Raw genomic sequence first — 18,836 nt, 5'->3', positions numbered from 1 at the left:
TTGACCTGCTTTGAGGAGCGTTTGCTCGACCTTTTTTTCGACGCACAAGACGTGCTAGTGTCGACGTTGCTCGCGTGTCGTGGCGATCTTGTCGACCTTCTATTTTGGCAACTTTTTGAACAGTCACTATAAGATTTTACCTTTAAGGGGATGAACATATGAATGCTGGAATCATCGGAACGGGTCATTACGTACCAGAAAAGGTACTGACAAACCAGGATTTAGAGAAAATTGTCGATACGAGTGATGAGTGGATTCGCACGCGTACGGGAATTGAGGAGAGAAGAATTGCCTCTGATGATATGGACACATCTGATATGGCTTTCCACGCAGCTGAGAATGCGCTTGAGGATGCAGGTGTTAAAGCAGAGGAATTGGACATGATTGTAGTAGCTACGGTTACACCTGATCAACCTTTTCCATCCGTATCTAACATGCTGCAGCATCGCCTAGGTGCAAAGAAAGCAGCATCCATGGATGTAGGTGCTGCTTGTGCTGGTTTTATGTATGGTCTCATTACGGCAAAACAGTTTATTGAAAATGGCGCCTATAAGAACATTCTCGTTGTAGGTGTTGAAAAGCTTTCTAAAATTACTAATTGGGAAGACCGTAACACGTGCGTCCTTTTTGGTGATGCAGCTGGTGCCGCGATAGTAGCACCAGTAAGTGATGGAAAAGGAATTCTATCTTTTGAGTTAGGCTCTGACGGTAGTGGCGGACCTCATTTGTACCAAGATAAAGAAGATGACTTCCTCTATATGAATGGGAGAGAAGTTTTCAAATTTGCAGTTAGACAGATGCCTGAGTCGTCTGTGAATGTCATTAAGAAAATAGGGCTAAATGAGCAAGATGTGGATTATTTGATCCCTCATCAAGCGAATATTCGTATTATGGAAGCAGCGAGACAAAGACTTGGTGTTCCAGAAGAGAAAATGGCTACATCTGTGAAGAGGTATGGAAATACATCTTCCGCTTCGATTCCACTTGCTTTGTCAGAAGACGTAAAAGCAGGTAAAATAAAAGAAAATGATCTTGTCGTACTTGTAGGATTTGGTGGCGGACTTACTTGGGGCGCCGTTGCACTCAAGTGGGGTAAGTAATCAAGGAGGAATATAGTAATGGATAAACGTCGTGTCGTCATTACCGGCATGGGAGCAGTCACTCCAGTAGGTAATACAGTCGATGAAATGTGGAAAAATATTAAAGCAGGAAAATCAGGAGTTGGTGAAATTACGAAAGTGAACAAAGAGGATTATCCTGTCAGTGTAGCAGCTGAATTAAAGGATTTTGACCCTTCTTTGTATATTGATCGTAAAGATGTGCGCCGTATGGATCCTTTTGTTCAATACGCAATGGCAGCTTCCCTTATGGCCGTAGAGGATGCGGGCTTAGAAATCAATGAAGAGAATGCCCCAAGAACAGGGGTGTGGATTGGATCTGGAATTGGCGGCATGGGAACATATGAGTCTCAATTTGAAACCTTTCAGAAGAAAGGCTATCGTCGTGTCAGTCCATTCTTTATCCCGATGATGATTCCAGATATGGCAGCCGGACAGGTTTCCATTTCTTTAGGAGCCAAAGGGATTAACTCCTGTACGGTCACAGCTTGTGCTTCAGGGGCAAACTCCATTGGAGATGCATTCAGAGTGCTTGAGCGTGGAGATGCCGATGTTATGATTGCAGGTGGGACAGAAGCCCCTATGAATAAAATGTCATTTGCTGGGTTTGCTGCAGCACGAGCACTTTCATTAAATGAAAACCCAAATACAGCGAGTCGCCCGTTTGACCAGAATAGAGATGGCTTCGTAATGGGTGAAGGAGCAGGCATCCTTGTCATGGAGACACTTGAATCAGCTAAACAACGTGGAGCAAAAATATACGGTGAGTTGACAGGTTATGGTTCAACTGGGGATGCCCATCATATTACTTCACCTGCACCAGAAGGAGAAGGCGCTTCTCGTGCAATGAATCAAGCACTGGGCGATGCTGGCGTTGAGCCTGAACAAGTCGATTATGTAAATGCGCATGGTACATCTACAGATCTCAATGATAAGTTTGAGACCATTGCTGCCAAGTCTGTATTTAAGGACCATGCATACAATTTGGCGATTTCATCAACAAAATCAATGACAGGACACTTGTTAGGGGCTGCAGGTGCGATCGAAGCAATTATCTCATTAAAAGCAATAAATGAAGGAATTATGCCGCCAACAATCAATTATGAGACCCCTGATCCTGAGTGTGACTTGGATTATGTACCAAATGAAGCGAGAGAAAAGGTGTTAAACATCGTGATGAGTAATTCTCTAGGCTTTGGTGGTCATAATGCGTCTCTAATTTTTCAAAAGTTTAATGATTAAAAAAATCCCGATGCCGGAGTGGCATCGGGATTTTTTATTTCGTATTTTTCCAAGGAGCTAGCATTGTTTTTCTATTCCAGGAATTCCTGAATCGTTTGTGCGGTTTCCTGCTCGTTGTGCGCTAACACCAGCCCAATAGGATAGGGTTTACGCAGATTCTGTACATTATCGTCTGTAGGAATACTTAGCGTCTCAATATCTTTTGGAGGATTTAAGATAAAATCTTTTCCAAGAGTTAAGATTTTACCGCTTCCCATATTCGTATCAACATAAGGCTGAATCGTTCCAATTAAACGAGGTGCTTTCAACACACCACTAAACGACAGAAGTTCATCTTTTAATAGTTTAATAACCTTTTGTTGTCTTTCTACACGAGCAAAATCACCTCTTGCATCACTACGGTACCTCGCATAGCCAAGAAGTTCATCACCGTTTAGCCTTTGTGTGCCTGCCTCTAAGTTGATGTTCGTATCTTCTCCACCGTTATATTTCATGTCTTTCTCTACGTCAACCTTTAAACCATTTGGAGCTAACGTATTCACAATATGTGTAAAACCAGTAAAGTCAATGATGGCATAATATTCTGTTTCAACACCGAAATTCTCAGCGATCGTTTGCCGTAATAGTTCAGGTCCGCCAAAGGCGAATGCAGCATTAATCTTGTTGTATCCATGACCTGGAATATTAACGTAAGTATCTCTCATAATCGAGACGAGTTTCGCACTTTCATTCTCAGGGTCATATTGTGCGATCATAATTGTGTCTGAGCGGGGGGTTTCACTGCCGCGTTGATCAACACCTAATAGCAAAACATTTGTTTTTCCATCGTGATTGTCGACACCTTTAAATTCCTCTTTATATTTACTTGAGATTTCTTCGAGTTGAACTTCACCATCTTCCCCGGATACCTTTCCCAGGGACTCTTGTTTACCCATCATATATTGATAACCTGAATAACCCAGGGTAGTAATAAAAATAAGCAATAACGCAGCTACGAACAGCCTCTTTTTACGTAAACGTCTCTTTCGTCTACGCACGGAGCGCTTAGCTGTCATATATATCATCCTTTCTATCTGAAAGCTCCTCTATTAAATTTACCTGTATTTTCAGTGTAAGTAAAGGGGGAATTATGTATGAATTCCCCGATTAATGAAAGGCATGTCCACACTCACATTCTCATAAAATAAAGAAAGGGACAAGACCGGGAGGACAAGCAATGGTACGGTGGCTATTATTTTTAACAGGCTTTGGATTCTCTGTGGCAGGCGGAACAGTAACGATCACCTATTTAAACCTTATTCCTGCAGGATTAGGCTGGATAGAATTTTTACTATTTATCAAGTCCCGTCCGGAATGCTATTTATTCCCCCTTGGGATCCTGTTTATATCTGTTGCACTCTTATTAATGAGTGATTCCTTTACTAAATAATGGATTCAAAGAATAAAAAAGCCAGTATTGGTCATAATGTAACCTAAAGAGATCACTGTTAGAAAGTGAGGGTGCACGATGTTATATATGCACGATTTATGGGTTAACTGGTTTGAAGGAGAAGAGAATGGCTACAATGTTTGCAGGTTTCACGAGTGGCGGAAAGAGGATGGAATAGAGATCGTTGATCAAATTCCATTATTACTTATTGAAGATCAGCTTTTTGAATGTATTCAAAATGATTTACAGGATTTACCGATGTCATTACTGCAAGATGTACAAAAAAGAACTTATATGAAGAAAAATCAAGAACGACATACGATTGAATACGCCGCTGTCGTGACTAACGGACAGGATGTACTTGTGTTTGATACACTAGGTTACACGTTACCTGTTAAAAAAAGCAGATTGATTCCACGCCAGGAACGACTTGTATTTGAAATGGTTCATGGTAAAAAACCAGCTTCCTATAGAATGGAAGAACCAGTGACTAAAGAATACCATATTCTTTCATTAGAACCAGAAAAAATGGCAGGGTTAACAAGAAGAGAGAGACAATTGAAACAGCTGTTAATGATGGCACTTGATCAGTTGAAACATTCGGATTATCCGGAGGAAGTTCGTTATTGGCTAACAGAATGGAACCCCGCTGAATACCGTTTTATAAAAGAATTAACGAATGAAGAAGCATGGGAGCGTCTGTACTATGGTGCAGCTCATGGCTGGAGTATACACCATGAAGAATTATGTGGAAAACTTATTAAAGGGCAGCCTTTTTTCGAAACTATTTGGGAAGGGGAAAACCAAAAGGCAGCCAAACATATTAAAAGCCAGAATTGAGGTTAACCTCAATTCTGGCTTTTGCCACTTGACTAATGAAAGCATGTGTTTGGACAGAATCCTCTCGCATTTAGTCAGAATCATAGGCCTTTTGGTTAGAATCTTTTAAAAATTTGTCAGAAACCGTCCGATTTCGTCCGAATCATTGCAAATTAGGGTAGAATGATCTCAAGTTTGGGCAGAAACTTTCCGCTTCAAAGAGGGAGAACCTGCCTTGTCACTTATTTTTTTTGACACGTCCTAACCCCATAGCTTTCTTGGCTTTATTTAGCATCTTATTTGCTTGGAAGCTAGCATGTTCGGCTCCTTGATCCAGCATATCATCCAATTCCTCTGATTCGATGAGTTGATCATATCGTTCTTGGATGGGTTTTAACGTTGCGATAACAGCTTGAGCCACATCCTCTTTGAATACTCCATATCCAGTATCCTGGTATTTTTTCTCTAAATCCTCAACAGAAATACCGGAGCAAATGGAATAAATGGTGAGCAAGTTGGCTACACCTGGTTTATTTTCCTTATCGTATTTCACAATACCCTCAGAATCCGTCACAGCACTTTTGATTTTCTTCAAAATTTTCTTCTCATCATCAAGCATGGAGATAAATGCTTTTTGGTTAGCATCAGATTTACTCATTTTTTTAGTTGGTTCTTGAAGTGACATGATACGGGCTCCGACTTTAGGTATACTGACCTCTGGTACAGTAAAGATATCATTATATTTATTGTTAAATCGTTGAGCTAAGTTTCTAGTCAATTCTAGATGCTGCTTTTGATCTTCTCCTACAGGTACAATATCCGTTTTATATAAAAGGATATCAGCAGCCATCAAAGGGGGATAGGTTAATAGGCCTGAAGTGACCCCTTCCTTACCTCCTTGGGATTTATCCTTGAATTGTGTCATCCTCTCAAGTTCTCCAATGTAACTGACACATTGCAGCATCCATCCTAGTTGCGTATGCTCAGGGACCTCGGATTGAATGAATAAGGTTGATTTGCTTACATCAATCCCTGAAGCAATGTACAAAGCCGACAAAGATCGAATATTTTGCCTCAGCTGAAGACGGTCTTGAGGGACCGTAATGGCATGTTCATCTACTACACAGAAATAACAGTTGTAATCATCCTGTAAGTCAACAAAATGCTTCAACGCCCCCAAATAATTCCCTAATGTTAACGTACCACTAGGTTGAATGCCTGAAAAAATCGTTTTCATTTTCTTCACCTCTTGTTTTAGTTTTTAAATAAAAAAACACCCGTCCCTTCCATAATTGGAAGGGACGAATGTTTCGCGGTGCCACCCTATTTATCTCACCCATTTTGGCGAGATCACTTGATCAATTATAGCTCCAAAGCCCAATTCCAAATTACCTTGGTACTTGTTTCCACCAGCCACAAGTTCTCTAAAAGTCCAGAGGGTAATTGTACTCTATCTTTTTCATCACTGTGATATAAAATTTTATTTTATTATATCCGAATTTTTAATCATAAAGCAAGGGTTTACAGTCGAATCCATGTTTCATTGGCAAAAGGTTTATTATGCTTGGAAACTTTCTTTTCATCGATATTGCAAATGAAACCACTAGTTAGTGCATCAACAGGCGAGTTTTCCAAATTTGCATACTATTTGGAGAAAATTCCTTGTTCTTACTTCTTTATTGGTTGTGCTCCAAAAGGTGTTGAAGAGCCTTTAATGGATGTAAGATTATCTTCTTTATTAAAATGTTTTGTGGTTTCATGGCACATGCTTCACGGTGCCACCCTTATTACTTTTTAAAATGCCTGAAGCAAGCCACTAAGACAACAATGTCTTTCAAGGCGCCTAGCACACTTTTCCTAAAAAAGTCAGCTCAAATTCGTTGTCGCCGAATTACGTAAATCTGCTCCAAAGCCCCAATTTCATTTTATCCAGCTTCACTGCTCTCAGCTAACCACAGTTTCTCTTATAAAATAGAATAAAATTATCGTCGCGATTGAGTTGTATTAAATAGCTTTTAGAAAATTATAGAAGAGTCTTTCTCCGCTTGCAAGTTTAATTACTAATTGTAATAAACAGCTAGCAAAGCGGCCAACCCGATACATAAGATTACCCCTTGGAACATAAAGAAACGAGACCATGAACGATGAACCATCTCAGAAGGTAGAGGTCGATCCTCCCATTCATCGAGATAGTCCTTATTCTTCGACATACGGTTCGTGAACCTCCGCATGCTGTAAGTGATTCCATCGAAGAATCCACCACGAACAACCCATAAAATCAATCCAATAAATAAATAAACATAAGCTATATAAAATAATAAATTAATGAAATTAAGGAGGTCCTGGGCGGGCGCCCAAAATACAAAGAGCAGAATACATAGGAAAAAATTCAAGATAACGATTGTCCATTTGCTTCGGACAATGGCCATGTCGTTCACACCTTTCCGGGAAAACTCCTACATATTATAGCATGTTTTTGCTTTAAAATGTACGCTTTAGGGTGGATGTAATCTAATTACAGGGGGTGCAAAGTTGTGCTAAAATTTGTATAATTGTAAACGTTGGAAAAAATGTACATAAAAGATGGAGGAATGATTTACATGAAAAGAACAAATTGGTTACTGTTAGCATTGGCACTAGTTCTTAGTATTTTCCTGTCCGCTTGTAACGGGGGAGGCTCTGAGACTAGTTCTGAAAGCAGCAGTGATGGAGAAGGTTCAGAATCTAGTAAGCAGGTATTAAATCTGATTGACACTGCAGAGATTCCGTCAATGGATTCATCTCTAACGATAGACGCCCTGGCATCCCAGTGGTTAGGATCAACAAAGGATGGACTATATCGCCTTGGAGAAGGCGGTGAGCCAGAACCTGGAATTGCGATGGAGCATGAGGTAAGTGATGACGGCTTAGTATGGACGTTTCATTTACGTGACGATGCTACATGGTCTAATGGAGACCCTGTTACGGCACATGACTTTGTTTTTGCCTGGCAGCGTGCGGTTGATCCAGAAACAGGATCTGAATACGGTCCCTATATGATGGGGGCGTGATTAAAAACGCAACAGCTGTTTCAAAAGGGGAAGTCCCTGTTGATAAACTAGGGGTAAAGGCTGTCGATGATTTTACATTTGAAGTTACGTTAGAGCAGCCTACACCTTATTTCGAATCGATGACAACGTTCGGTACATTCTTGCCGCTCAACGAAAAATTCGTTAAAGAACAAGGTGAAAATTATGCGATGGAAGCAGATGCATTGCTTTCAAACGGACCTTTCATCATGACTGAGTGGAATCATGGGGAAGGCTGGACAGTAGAAAAAAATGAAGACTACTGGGATGCAGATGCGGTTAAACTAGATCAGATTAACGTAAGTGTTGTAAAAGAAACGTCAGCAGCCGTTAATTTATATCAAACAGGGGAAGTTGACCGGGTGAATCTATCCTCAGAATTCGTGGATGAATATCGATCCTCAGAAGAATTTAAGGTGGAAGAAGAACCGACAACATTTTTTCTTAAGATGAACCAGGAAAATGAAATACTGGCTAACAAAAATGCGCGTAAGGCGATTCAGATGGTGATCGACCGTCAGGCTATGGTAGACGTTATATTAAATAACGGATCCATCCCTGCTGGGGGCATTGTTCCAGGGAATTTCGTTAAACACCCTGAATCTGGAGAAGACTTCCGTGAAATCAACGGAAGCCTTATTGAAACAAATGTAGCAAAAGCAAATGAGCTGTGGGCTCAAGCAAAAGAAGAACTAGGCATTGAAGAAGCGGAGCTTGGATATCTAGGTGGCGACACAGAGGTTGCGCAAAACCTTGATGCTTATGTAAAAGACCAACTTGAACAACTGGAAGGATTAACAGTCAATGTAGAGAGCGTACCATTTCAAATTCGTCTAGAGAGAGATAAGAATATGGATTATGACCTGCAGAATTACGGTTGGGGCCCTGACTATATCGACCCGAACACATTTTTAAACATTTGGGTTACGAATCAGGCAAATAATAAAACAGGCTATTCAAGCGAAAAATATGATCAATTAATTGAACAAGCAGCTACAGAGCTTGCATTAAAGCCGGTTGAGCGCTTCGAGACATTTTTAGAAGCCGAGAAATTGCTCATTAAAGAAGATGCGGTGCTTGCACCCCTCTACCAACGAGCAAGGGCACAGCTTTGGAAACCGTACGTGAAAAATGTAACCGCAAACCCAATGGGTCCTGATTATACGTACAAATATGCATTTATTGAAGGTAAACAATGAAGAATAGAGGGGAGATATGTCTTCTGACATATCTCCTTTTTACTTTGTACTAAGAATTGATTCCGTGAATAGTTTCATATCATAAAGTAGTCAAATATTATCCTAAACCATTATATAATAGTTTATTTTTTGTAAATTAAACTAGGTAATTAGTCTTGTTTTGTGTTACGCAAACGTAATAATATCAGGCTTTGTGTAATTTTTATTAAAAAAAGGTAATGCAAAATAGTTAGAAAACTTGTATAATTCGTAATGTGGACAAAGCGCCACACCAAAATTCAGAAAATTTTTAGGGGAGGTCATTTTCTACATGAAAAAGACAAATTGGTTATTGCTAGTACTTGCACTAGTACTTAGCATGTTCCTCGCTGCTTGTTCAGGAGGCGGAGATTCAGAAACTGGATCTGAAGGCGGCACTGACAGCGGTAGCGAAGGAGAAGGCACAGAAGAGGCCGCTGGTGACAGCGAGCAAGTACTTAATCTATATGAAACAGCTGAGATTCCTACAATGGATTCATCACTAGCTACAGATGCAGTAGCATTCCAATGGTTAGGATCCACTAAAGATGGTCTTTACCGTCTTGGCGAAAATGGAGAGCCAGAACCAGGGATTGCGAAAAGTCATGAAGTAAGTGAAGACGGACTTACTTGGACGTTTACTCTACGTGAAGATGCAACTTGGTCTAACGGAGATCCTGTTACTGCAAATGATTTCGTGTTTGCATGGCAGCGTGCCGTTAACCCTGACACGGGCTCTGAATACGGACCATATATGCTAGGCGGCGTCGTTAAAAATGCTACATCAATTGCTGCAGGCGAAACACCAGTTGAAGAACTAGGTGTAACAGCTGTAGATGACTATACTTTAGAAGTTGTTTTAGAAAAGCCTGTTCCATATTTCGAATCTATGACTACATTCGGTACATTCCTGCCAATGAACCAAGCATTCGTTGAAGAACAAGGTGAAAATTATGCCCTTGAAGCAGATACAATGCTTGCTAACGGTCCATTCATTATTACTGAATGGAATCACGGTGAAGGCTGGACAGTTGAAAAGAATGAAGATTATTGGGACGCAGAAAACGTTAAGCTTAACCAAATTAACGTAAGTGTTGTTAAAGAAACATCTTCTGCAGTCAACCTATACCAAACAGGAGAAATTGACCGTACTACTTTAACATCAGAATTTGTTGACGAGTACCGTTCTTCTGATGAATTCCGTATAGAAGAAGAACCAACATTGTTCTATCTTAAGATGAACCAGGAAAATGAAATCTTGGCTAACGTAAATGCACGTAAAGCCATTCAGATGGTTATTGACCGTCAAGCGATGGTAGACGTTATTCTTAATAACGGTTCTATCCCTGCCGGCGGTGACGTACCAGCTAACTTTGCTAAACACCCTGAAACTGGGGAAGACTTCCGTGAAATTAACGGACCACTTGTCGAACATGATGTGGAAAAAGCACAAGAACTTTGGGCGACAGCGAAAGAAGAGCTAGGTATCGAAACAGCTGAGCTTGGTTACCTTGGCGGTGACACAGAAACAGCACAAAATCTTGATGCTTACATTAAAGACCAGCTTGAACAGCTTGAAGGTCTAACCGTAAATGTTGAAAGTGTTCCATTCCAAATCCGTCTAGAGCGTGATGCGAATATGGAATATGATCTTCAAAACTCTGGTTGGGGTCCTGACTACATTGATCCGAATACATTCCTAAACATGTGGGTAACAGACGGTGGAAACAACAAGACTGGTTATTCAAGCGAAGAGTATGATGCTTTGATCGAAAAAGCTAATACTGAACTCGCACTTGATCCTGTTCCTCGTTTTGAAACATTCCTAGAAGCTGAGAAGATGCTGATTCAAGAAGATGCAGTACTTGCACCTCTTTATCAGCGTGCACTAGCACAGCTTTGGAAACCATATGTGAAGAACGTATTTGTTCAACCAATGGGTCCTGACTACACTTACAAATATGCTTATATCGAAGGTAAATAAATTTAACCACATATAGGCTGGCTAATAGGGGAGAGAGTATATGTCCAAAAAGTTGGCGTATGCTCTCTTTTTCCCTGTAAAGAAAATATTCTAATAATAGACAAATTTCAGTTAATTGCGCGGAATTTAGACATTGGATGATTTCACAGGAGGTGTTTGAATGGCACGTTATATACTTCAACGATTGGTATATATGATATTAACATTGTTTTTGATCGCAACATTATCTTTCTTCTTAATGAAATTTCTACCTGGTACACCCCTAAGTGCTGCGGATAAATTGTCGGAGGAACAGCAACAAATTGTTTTAGAAAAGTACGGATTGGATGAGCCGGTGCCTGTGCAGTATTTCAACTATATGGCTGGTTTAGCACAAGGGGACATGGGGCTTTCTTTTCAATTTGATAACCGTGAAGTTACAGATATTCTAATGAGCCGTATCGGGCCATCTATACAATTAGGGGTTCAAGCGATGGTTGTTGGTACAATTTTAGGCATGTTACTTGGACTGGTTTCAGCTCTTTATCATAACGGTCCACTCGACTATGGATCTACATTTGTAGCGATCCTTGGACAATCGATTCCTTCCTTTGTATTTGCGGGGATTTTACAGTATTTCGTTGGCGTAAAGTTAGGATGGTTCCCAGTTGCCCTCTGGGGAACGTGGCAGCATACGGTATTGCCGACAGTAGCTTTAGCTATTTTCCCAATGGCGATTGCAGCCCGCTTTATGCGAACAGAGATGCTTGAAGTTATGGGATCAGATTACATTACAACAGCAAGAGCTAAAGGTGTAAATAAATTCGGAGTTGTGTTTAAACATGGTGTACGTAACGCTTTAATCCCATTAATTACGGTTCTCGGTCCTCTCGCGGTCGGTTTAATGACAGGTACTCTTGTTATTGAGAACATCTTTGCTGTACCAGGCATTGGGGAGCAGTTTGTGAAGTCCGTAAACACGAACGACTTTCCAATCATAATGGGTACGACGTTATTATTAGCATTTATGTTTATCTTCATCGTATTTGTCATTGACCTATTATATGGTGTCATTGATCCTAGAATCCGACTGGCAGAAGGAGAGTAGTACCTATTATGGATAATCACAAACCGAACAAAGATTCATTTGTACCTGTAGATTTAAAAGGTAATGAAAGTGAAAAGATAACTCGGCCGTCCTTATCCTTTTGGAAGGATTCATTTATCCGGCTACGAAAAAATGCCGGGGCGATGGTTGGGCTAGGAGTACTGATACTATTAGGACTTTTAGCTATATTTGGACCGTATCTTAATGACTTTGGACAATATGATCAAGACCTATCTGTTGCGAAGATGCCTCCAAAGATTGATGGTTTAGGCTGGTTAGGTTTCGATGGGACGTTAAGTTCTGTCCAAAGTGCAGAAACTGTCGAAGAAGCACGAGAAAAGGCGCTAATGCGTTATAACAATCAGGAAGATTATATTGAGACAACCGTTGTGAATGACGGAAGCAATGGGGGACCAGCTAAGGTTGAAGCTGAATATGATGTTTATGCGGCAAAAGACCAGCAAACAAACTTTTGGTTTGGTACAGATGGGCTTGGTCGTGACTTATGGTCAAGAACGTGGCATGGTACAAGGGTTTCACTTTATATTGCCTTCTTAGCAACAGCGATTGATATGGTGATTGGTGTGGCTTACGGCGGAATCTCTGCCTATTATGGCGGACGCGTCGATAACTATATGCAGCGTATTATTGAAATACTAGTAGGTATCCCGAACTTAGTCGTTGTTATCCTCATGATCTTAATTTTGGACCCCGGGATATTATCGATTACGATAGCCCTGGCGATAACCGGTTGGATATCGATGGCCAGGATAGTCAGGGGGCAAATTCTTAAGCTGAAAAACCAAGAATTTGTCCTAGCCTCAAGAACTCTAGGTGCCGAGGATAATCGGATCTTAAGAAGACATCTTATTCCAAACGTAATGGGGTTAATTGTTATTAACACGATGTTTACCATACCAAGTGCAATCTTCTTTGAAGCTTTCTTAAGCTTTATCGGTCTTGGTCTGCCAACACCATTGGCATCATTGGGTACTCTAGTTAATGACGGATTCTCATCACTGCAAATTTACCCGCATATTCTAGTATTCCCAGCCATTGTTATTTCTTTAATTATGATTGGGTTTAATGTATTAGCTGACGGACTTCGAGATGCATTTGATCCGAAGATGCGCGAATAGGAGGTAGGTTTAATTATGGAAAAATTATTAGAAGTGAAAAATATGCATGTATCCTTTGACACCTATGGCGGTGAAGTACAAGCTGTACGTGGGGTTAATTTCGATTTGAAGCGAGGGGAAACGCTTGCGATTGTAGGAGAGTCGGGGTCTGGTAAGTCAGTAACAACAAAAGCACTGATGAAGCTAATCCCTATGCCCCCTGGACGCATTAAAGAGGGAGAGATCCTTTTCGAAGGACGCGATCTTACTAAGATGAGCGAGAAACAAATGCAAAAGATTCGCGGGAAAGAAATCTCAATGATTTTTCAGGATCCCATGACTTCTCTTAACCCGACTATGAAAGTTGGGAGCCAAATTATGGAGGGGCTTATTAAACACCAAAAGATGAATAAAACTCAAGCTCGTAAGCGTGTTATCGAACTGCTTGAGCTTGTAGGAATTCCCGACCCTGAAAGTCGTATTAAACAATACCCCCACCAATTTTCAGGGGAATGAGACAGCGCGTAGTGGTTGCGATTGCCTTAGCCTGTAATCCTAAGTTGCTTATCGCTGATGAACCGACGACTGCTCTTGATGTTACGATTCAAGCACAGATTTTAGAACTGATGAAGGACATTCAAAAGAAAACAGATTCTGCAACAATCTTTATTACCCATGATCTTGGTGTAGTAGCAAACGTCGCTGACCGTGTAGCAGTTATGTACGCAGGGCGCATTGTAGAAGTAGGAACAGTTGATGATATCTTCTACAACCCTAAACACCCCTATACTTGGGGGCTGCTCGGTTCGATGCCGTCATTAGACAGCGCGGACGAAGAGCTCTATGCCATTCCAGGCTCTCCCCCGGATCTACTTGACCCGCCTAAGGGAGATGCCTTTGCACCTCGTAACCAGTATGCCATGCAAATTGACTTAGAGCAGGAGCCGCCAATGTTCAAAATATCTGACACTCATTATGCAGCAACATGGCTGTTACATGAGAATGCACCAGACGTTGACCCTCCAGAATCAATTAAAAAACGTATGGAGGGGATGGCTAAATCGTCTAAGTCTACGGAAGGTGATCGACTATGAGTCAAGAAAAATTGTTAGAAATAACCAACTTGAAGCAGCATTTTAAAACGGGGCGGCATAGTGTAGTCAAAGCCGTCGACGGTTTGACATTTGATATCTATAAAGGGGAAACATTTGGACTTGTAGGTGAGTCTGGCTGTGGGAAATCAACAACGGGACGTACAATTATCCGCCTTTATGATGCAACAGATGGCCAAGTATTATTTGACGGTGAAGATGTTCATGGTAAGAAGTCTCGTAGCGAGCTGAAGAAGTTTAACCGCGAAATGCAAATGATTTTCCAAGATCCTTATGCATCGTTAAATCCTCGTATGAAGGTAGAGGATATTATTGCAGAAGGCATGGATATTCACAATCTTGTGAATAATGATGAAGAAAGAAAAAATCGTGTTCATAAACTTCTGGAAACGGTTGGCTTAAATAGAGAGCACGCCAACCGCTATCCACACGAATTTAGTGGCGGGCAACGTCAGCGTATTGGAATAGCTAGAGCACTGGCTGTAGATCCAAGCTTCATTATCGCGGATGAACCGATTTCTGCACTTGATGTATCCATTCAAGCACAGGTAGTTAATTTATTGAAGCAATTACAAAAAGAACATGAGCTCACTTACTTGTTCATTGCCCACGATCTCTCTATGGTCAAGTACATTAGTGATCGAATTGGCGTGATGTACTTTGGTAAAATGGTTGAGCTTGCGAGTGCTGAAGATCTTTACAAGCATCCGATGCACCCATATACACAGTCGTTACTATCGGCGATTCCATTACCAGATCCAGATTACGAACGTTCTCGTGAGCGTTTTACGTATGATCCAAATGATCACGATACAAGTGAAGAACCAGAATTTAGAGAAGTCCGTCCAGGGCACTGGGTTCTATGTACAACGAAAGAATTTGACCATTATAAAAAAGAACATGGTACTAGTGTGAAAAACTAGTTACTTTGGAGAAAAGACCTTGTGTATGATAAAGCAAGGTCTTTCTTTATGTAAAACTAATAAAAAAAATCATCAAAAGTTGTCAAAAAGTACTATTCATAATGGCTAGTCTTCTTATATACTTAAGAAAGCACATAAAATAGGAGTAGGATATAATGGAAAAAAATCATCTCGTACTTTTTTTTGCAAGTCTTCTTTTGCTAGTTTGCGCATTTCCTTTACATAATGCAAGTGCAGCAGAAGGGGATTCTAAAGAGGTACAAATGCTTACTGGTAAACAACTTGCCCTGGCCCCACTGGAATCTCCAGAGTCGGCTGCTCGTTTCGTTTATGATTCTGGTTTGGACTTTACATACCCTAAGGCTGTCCGCGGGATCTATGTGACAGGTCCATCAGCTGGTGGTTCAAACATGGAAGAACTCACAAAGTTAGTGAAAACAACCGATTTAAATGCAATGGTTATCGATATCAAAGAGGATCACGGCAACATTACCTTTGAACCATCGGAGGATTCCCCCTATAAGGATATAGCTGAACCATTCATTGACGATCCCAGAGCCATGCTTGAAAAGCTTGAAGAACAAGGGATTTATCCCATCGCCAGGGTAGTGGTTTTCAAAGATTCATTGTTAGCTAAGAAACGACCGGAGCTTTCCTATACGAAGAATGGGGAGGTATGGGTGAACGGCAGAGGGGAGGCCTTCACAAATCCGTTTATGAAAGAAGTATGGGAGTATAACTTAGGAATTGCCAAGAAGGCTGCCGAACTTGGATTCCAAGAAATCCAGTTTGATTATGTTCGTTTTCCAGAAGGGTTCGGTTCGCGTGACGACGTTCTAAATTACGATCAGGGTGATTATGCTGACCTAGAAATGAGTGACGTAGATAAACGTGTCAAGGCGGTAACAGATTTTGTTAAGTTCGCTGAAGAGGAACTAAGTGGATACGATGTCGATGTGTCTGTTGATATATTTGGCTATGCAGCTACAATCGAAGAAGCACCTAATATCGGGCAAAACTTTTCAAAAATCTCTAGTCATGTTGATGTTATTTCATCGATGATCTATCCAAGTCATTGGGGACCATTCTTTGGCCTGGATGTGCCGGATATGCACCCATATAAGACAATTAGTGCATATGCCAAAATTGAGAACGCTGTGTTGGATAAATTAGAAGACCCTCCAACATCAAGACCATGGATCCAAGACTTTGAGGCACCTTGGCTTTACTCGGGAGCCACAAAGCAATATGGAAAAGCTGAGGTGGAACAACAAATTAAGGCATTACAAGATAATGGTATAAACGAGTATTTAATTTGGAATGCTAGGAATAATTATACACCAAATGTAGATTATACACCGTAGGATAAGATGAGGAAAAGCGCTGGGTTAACCAGTGCTTTTTTGATTAATGAACATCTAATTCGGGAATTATTAAAGTAAGGTTAATTTGAGTATTTAACAATTGTGTGATTATTCGGTATAATAAAAGTGATTATAAAAAAAGGGAGTAGATTTATGGACTGGTATGAAAAGTTAAATCAATATTTCCCTGTAGAGGAAATGAAATCCCAAGAGCATATGGAAGCGTTGTTAAAAGAGAAAAGTGATGTGTATTATAAGGATGAGGGAGAACACCACGTTTTAATGTACGCAGAGTTTAACTCGTTTATCTTTATTGACTATGTTTATGTATCATCAGCTTCTCGCGGACAAGGATTGGGTCATCAGCTTATTGAAAAGATGAAAGCCAAAGGAAAACCGATTATTCTAGAAGTAGAACCGGTTGACTATGATGATACCGATTCGGCGAAAAGACTACACTTTTACCAACGTGAGGGCTTCACACATGCTCAATCCATCGGGTACACGAGAAGGTCCCTAGCCACGAATGAAACCAATCCAATGGAAATTCTCTATTGGTCTCCAAGCGATGCATCTGAAGAGAGTATTTACGAACAGATGAAGAGAATGTATGAAGAAATTCACACTTACAAGGATAACGAATTCTATGGGAGATCCTATCAGCCTGTTGATGAGGTATTAACATTAGATGAAGATCGTGAATCAGACGATATTCTAAAAGATTTAAAGAAGTAAAAATTGCCTGCGGTCCCTGGCCCCTAATGGCGGGGATTTTCAATCATCGAGGGTAGTTGAAAATAAATAATATTGATTAAGTCATTTTTAACAATAAACACAGGTTTATTTAATGAATGTGTGTGGTATTACCAATAGTACAGAATGGATGAATAGCGAGGTTATAAGTGATTTAAAGCTTTTTTTACTAATGTGTTATAGATTTTAGTTGACATGTGTGTTATAGTAAGTATATAAGATTAGATTATACTAATTTTAAACTAATAAGTAGTCAATAAGTGAATATAATACATTTTGAGGAGTGAAGTTTCTGTATGGTAACACTTTATACCTCACCAAGTTGTACATCATGCCGAAAAGCAAAAGCGTGGCTTGAGGAGCATAACATTGCTTATACGGAGAGAAATATTTTTTCTGAACCGTTAACGATTGATGAAATCAAAGAAATTCTTAGAATGACTGAGGATGGTACAGAGGAGATCATATCTACAAGATCTAAAGTATTCCAAAAATTAAAAGTTGATTTTGATCAATTGCCTATGCAAGATTTATTTGACCTTATTCAAGAAAATCCCGGCCTATTACGCCGACCGATTATTATTGATGATAAGCGTTTGCAGGTAGGCTACAATGAAGACGAAATCAGACGTTTCTTGCCGAGAAGCGTACGTACCTTCCAGTTGAGAGAAGCACAACGTTTAGTAAATTAAATAGAAAAGCTGCATCTCACTAAGAGAGAGGCAGCTTTTTTTTATTCAGTTGTTGCAGGTGATCTTTTGTTAATCAAATATCCCAAGCCAATTGTGAGAATTACGGTTATGATTGGGAATAGTAGATGAACGATGGAGTTAGGTTCCAAATACAACATGATTCTGCGATCTTCAAGGATCATTTCCCCTGCAGTAAAAGCAAGAATTCCAGATCCTATGTAAACAAGGATCGGAAACTTGTCCATCAAAATTAAAATAAAACGACTTCCGAAAATGATAATCGGTACAGAAATAAGTAGACCGATAATAACGAGCGTAATTCGTCCGTGGGACGCACCTGCAATGGCGAGCACGTTATCGAAACCCATAACGATATCAGCAAAAACGATTGTTTTAACAGCTGTGAAAAGATTATCACTGCCACTAATATTTTGTGAATCGTCCGTATCAGTAAGCAATTTAATCGCAATATATAAAAGAAGGATCCCACCAATTAATCGTAAAAATGGGATGTGCAGTAAAAACAAGGCTACCGTTGTTAACAAAACGCGTGCGGCTATGGCTAGGCCTGTCCCTAAAAAAATGGCTTTGTTTCTTTGATGTTTAGGGAGGTTCCTGCTTGCCAAGGCTATAACAACAGCATTATCTCCACCTAAAATAAGATCAATCGATATGATAATAAAAATCGGCTCAAGCAAGTCCCAATTCATTAGAAAATCCTCCTACAATGTAGTGACAAACAGATAAAAATAAGCTAAAATAATTAGTCAACCTAAAAGCAAACATAGGCTTGCTTGTGGTCATATGCTGAAATAATGCAATTTGTTTTCCATTTAACGTATCCTGTCATACAATAGAAGTACATCGATCTTTGTGACCCTTAAACATCACGATGGTTGAAGTTTTTGTC

The 18,836-nt window shown here is 40.2% G+C and carries 17 protein-coding genes, 1 pseudogene and 1 other annotated feature; of the genes and pseudogenes, 14 read left to right on the top strand and 4 right to left on the bottom strand.

The features are described from left to right. Positions 1 to 158: 158 nt before the first annotated feature. Positions 159 to 1,100 (top strand): beta-ketoacyl-ACP synthase III, encoded by a 942-nt coding sequence (locus MUO15_RS06530; protein ID WP_245034522.1) that lies wholly within the window; start codon positions 159 to 161, stop codon positions 1,098 to 1,100. A gap of 18 nt (positions 1,101 to 1,118) precedes the next feature. Further along, the gene (gene fabF / locus MUO15_RS06525; RefSeq protein ID WP_245034520.1) at positions 1,119 to 2,360 is read left to right on the top strand and encodes a beta-ketoacyl-ACP synthase II; all 1,242 of its coding nucleotides are present in this window, start codon (positions 1,119 to 1,121) and stop codon (positions 2,358 to 2,360) included. A gap of 71 nt (positions 2,361 to 2,431) precedes the next feature. On the opposite strand, the gene MUO15_RS06520 is transcribed toward fabF, so the two are convergent. Next, positions 2,432 to 3,415 carry an LCP family protein gene (locus MUO15_RS06520; RefSeq protein ID WP_245034518.1) on the bottom strand — a complete coding sequence of 328 codons (984 nt, stop codon included), beginning with the start codon at positions 3,413 to 3,415 and terminating at the stop codon, positions 2,432 to 2,434. Positions 3,416 to 3,576: 161 nt separating this feature from the next. On the opposite strand from MUO15_RS06520, the gene MUO15_RS06515 reads away from it, so the two are divergent. Together MUO15_RS06515 and MUO15_RS06510 are read left to right on the top strand one after the other, a co-directional pair. Continuing rightward, positions 3,577 to 3,789 (top strand): YuzI family membrane protein, encoded by a 213-nt coding sequence (locus MUO15_RS06515; protein WP_245034516.1) that lies wholly within the window; start codon positions 3,577 to 3,579, stop codon positions 3,787 to 3,789. Positions 3,790 to 3,867: 78 nt separating this feature from the next. Then, the gene (locus tag MUO15_RS06510; RefSeq protein WP_245034514.1) at positions 3,868 to 4,629 is read left to right on the top strand and encodes a DUF3603 family protein; all 762 of its coding nucleotides are present in this window, start codon (positions 3,868 to 3,870) and stop codon (positions 4,627 to 4,629) included. Between the two features lie 217 nt (positions 4,630 to 4,846). Here the strand turns inward: MUO15_RS06510 and trpS are convergent, their stop codons facing one another. Then, positions 4,847 to 5,845 (bottom strand): tryptophan--tRNA ligase, encoded by a 999-nt coding sequence (trpS, locus tag MUO15_RS06505; RefSeq protein ID WP_245034512.1) that lies wholly within the window; start codon positions 5,843 to 5,845, stop codon positions 4,847 to 4,849. A 57-nt stretch (positions 5,846 to 5,902) separates the two neighbouring features. Further along, positions 5,903 to 6,080: a binding site (T-box leader), on the bottom strand. A gap of 588 nt (positions 6,081 to 6,668) precedes the next feature. Next, entirely contained in the window at positions 6,669 to 7,037 is a 369-nt protein-coding gene (locus tag MUO15_RS06500) for a DUF3899 domain-containing protein (protein ID WP_245034510.1), read from the bottom strand. Positions 7,038 to 7,208: 171 nt separating this feature from the next. Here MUO15_RS06500 and MUO15_RS21880 point away from each other — a divergent pair, with 171 nt between their 5' ends. From MUO15_RS21880 to spxA, 10 genes and pseudogenes are all read left to right on the top strand, one after another. Then, positions 7,209 to 7,658: an ABC transporter substrate-binding protein gene (locus tag MUO15_RS21880; protein ID WP_318036201.1), complete on the top strand. Its 450-nt coding sequence runs from the start codon at positions 7,209 to 7,211 to the stop codon at positions 7,656 to 7,658. Continuing rightward, on the top strand, positions 7,655 to 8,875 hold the full coding sequence (locus tag MUO15_RS06495) for a peptide ABC transporter substrate-binding protein (RefSeq protein WP_318036200.1): 1,221 nt from the start codon (positions 7,655 to 7,657) through the stop codon (positions 8,873 to 8,875). Before MUO15_RS21880 ends, MUO15_RS06495 begins: the two co-directional genes overlap by 4 nt. 310 nt (positions 8,876 to 9,185) lie before the next feature. Beyond that, positions 9,186 to 10,877, top strand: a complete 1,692-nt coding sequence (locus MUO15_RS06490) for a peptide ABC transporter substrate-binding protein (protein WP_245034508.1) — start codon at positions 9,186 to 9,188, stop codon at positions 10,875 to 10,877. A 160-nt stretch (positions 10,878 to 11,037) separates the two neighbouring features. Then, entirely contained in the window at positions 11,038 to 11,964 is a 927-nt protein-coding gene (gene opp3b, locus MUO15_RS06485; protein WP_245034506.1) for an oligopeptide ABC transporter permease, read from the top strand. Positions 11,965 to 11,972: 8 nt separating this feature from the next. Continuing rightward, positions 11,973 to 13,103, top strand: a complete 1,131-nt coding sequence (gene opp3C, locus MUO15_RS06480) for an oligopeptide ABC transporter permease (RefSeq protein ID WP_245034504.1) — start codon at positions 11,973 to 11,975, stop codon at positions 13,101 to 13,103. Positions 13,104 to 13,118: 15 nt separating this feature from the next. Then, positions 13,119 to 14,176: pseudogene (locus MUO15_RS06475) on the top strand (ABC transporter ATP-binding protein). Continuing rightward, positions 14,173 to 15,117: an ABC transporter ATP-binding protein gene (locus tag MUO15_RS06470; protein WP_245034502.1), complete on the top strand. Its 945-nt coding sequence runs from the start codon at positions 14,173 to 14,175 to the stop codon at positions 15,115 to 15,117. The pseudogene MUO15_RS06475 and the gene MUO15_RS06470 overlap by 4 nt, the downstream one beginning before the upstream one ends. A 155-nt stretch (positions 15,118 to 15,272) precedes the next feature. Next, a complete protein-coding gene (locus MUO15_RS06465; RefSeq protein ID WP_245034500.1) occupies positions 15,273 to 16,481 on the top strand; it encodes a putative glycoside hydrolase in 1,209 nt (402 codons plus the stop codon). A 153-nt stretch (positions 16,482 to 16,634) separates the two neighbouring features. Further along, positions 16,635 to 17,216, top strand: a complete 582-nt coding sequence (locus MUO15_RS06460; protein WP_245034498.1) for a GNAT family N-acetyltransferase — start codon at positions 16,635 to 16,637, stop codon at positions 17,214 to 17,216. 314 nt (positions 17,217 to 17,530) lie between these two features. Continuing rightward, complete coding sequence (gene spxA / locus MUO15_RS06455) at positions 17,531 to 17,926, top strand: transcriptional regulator SpxA (protein WP_079529418.1); 396 nt, start codon at positions 17,531 to 17,533, stop codon at positions 17,924 to 17,926. A 41-nt stretch (positions 17,927 to 17,967) separates the two neighbouring features. Here the strand turns inward: spxA and MUO15_RS06450 are convergent, their stop codons facing one another. Beyond that, positions 17,968 to 18,636 carry a TerC family protein gene (locus MUO15_RS06450; RefSeq protein ID WP_245034496.1) on the bottom strand — a complete coding sequence of 223 codons (669 nt, stop codon included), beginning with the start codon at positions 18,634 to 18,636 and terminating at the stop codon, positions 17,968 to 17,970. Positions 18,637 to 18,836: the final 200 nt, after the last annotated feature.

It is taken from the genome of Halobacillus amylolyticus, from assembly GCF_022921115.1.
GTDB classification, from domain to species: Bacteria; Bacillota; Bacilli; order Bacillales; family Halobacillaceae; genus Halobacillus_A; species Halobacillus_A amylolyticus.
The sequence above is the reverse complement of the archived record's forward strand: the minus strand, read 5'-3'. Positions and strand labels throughout refer to the sequence as shown.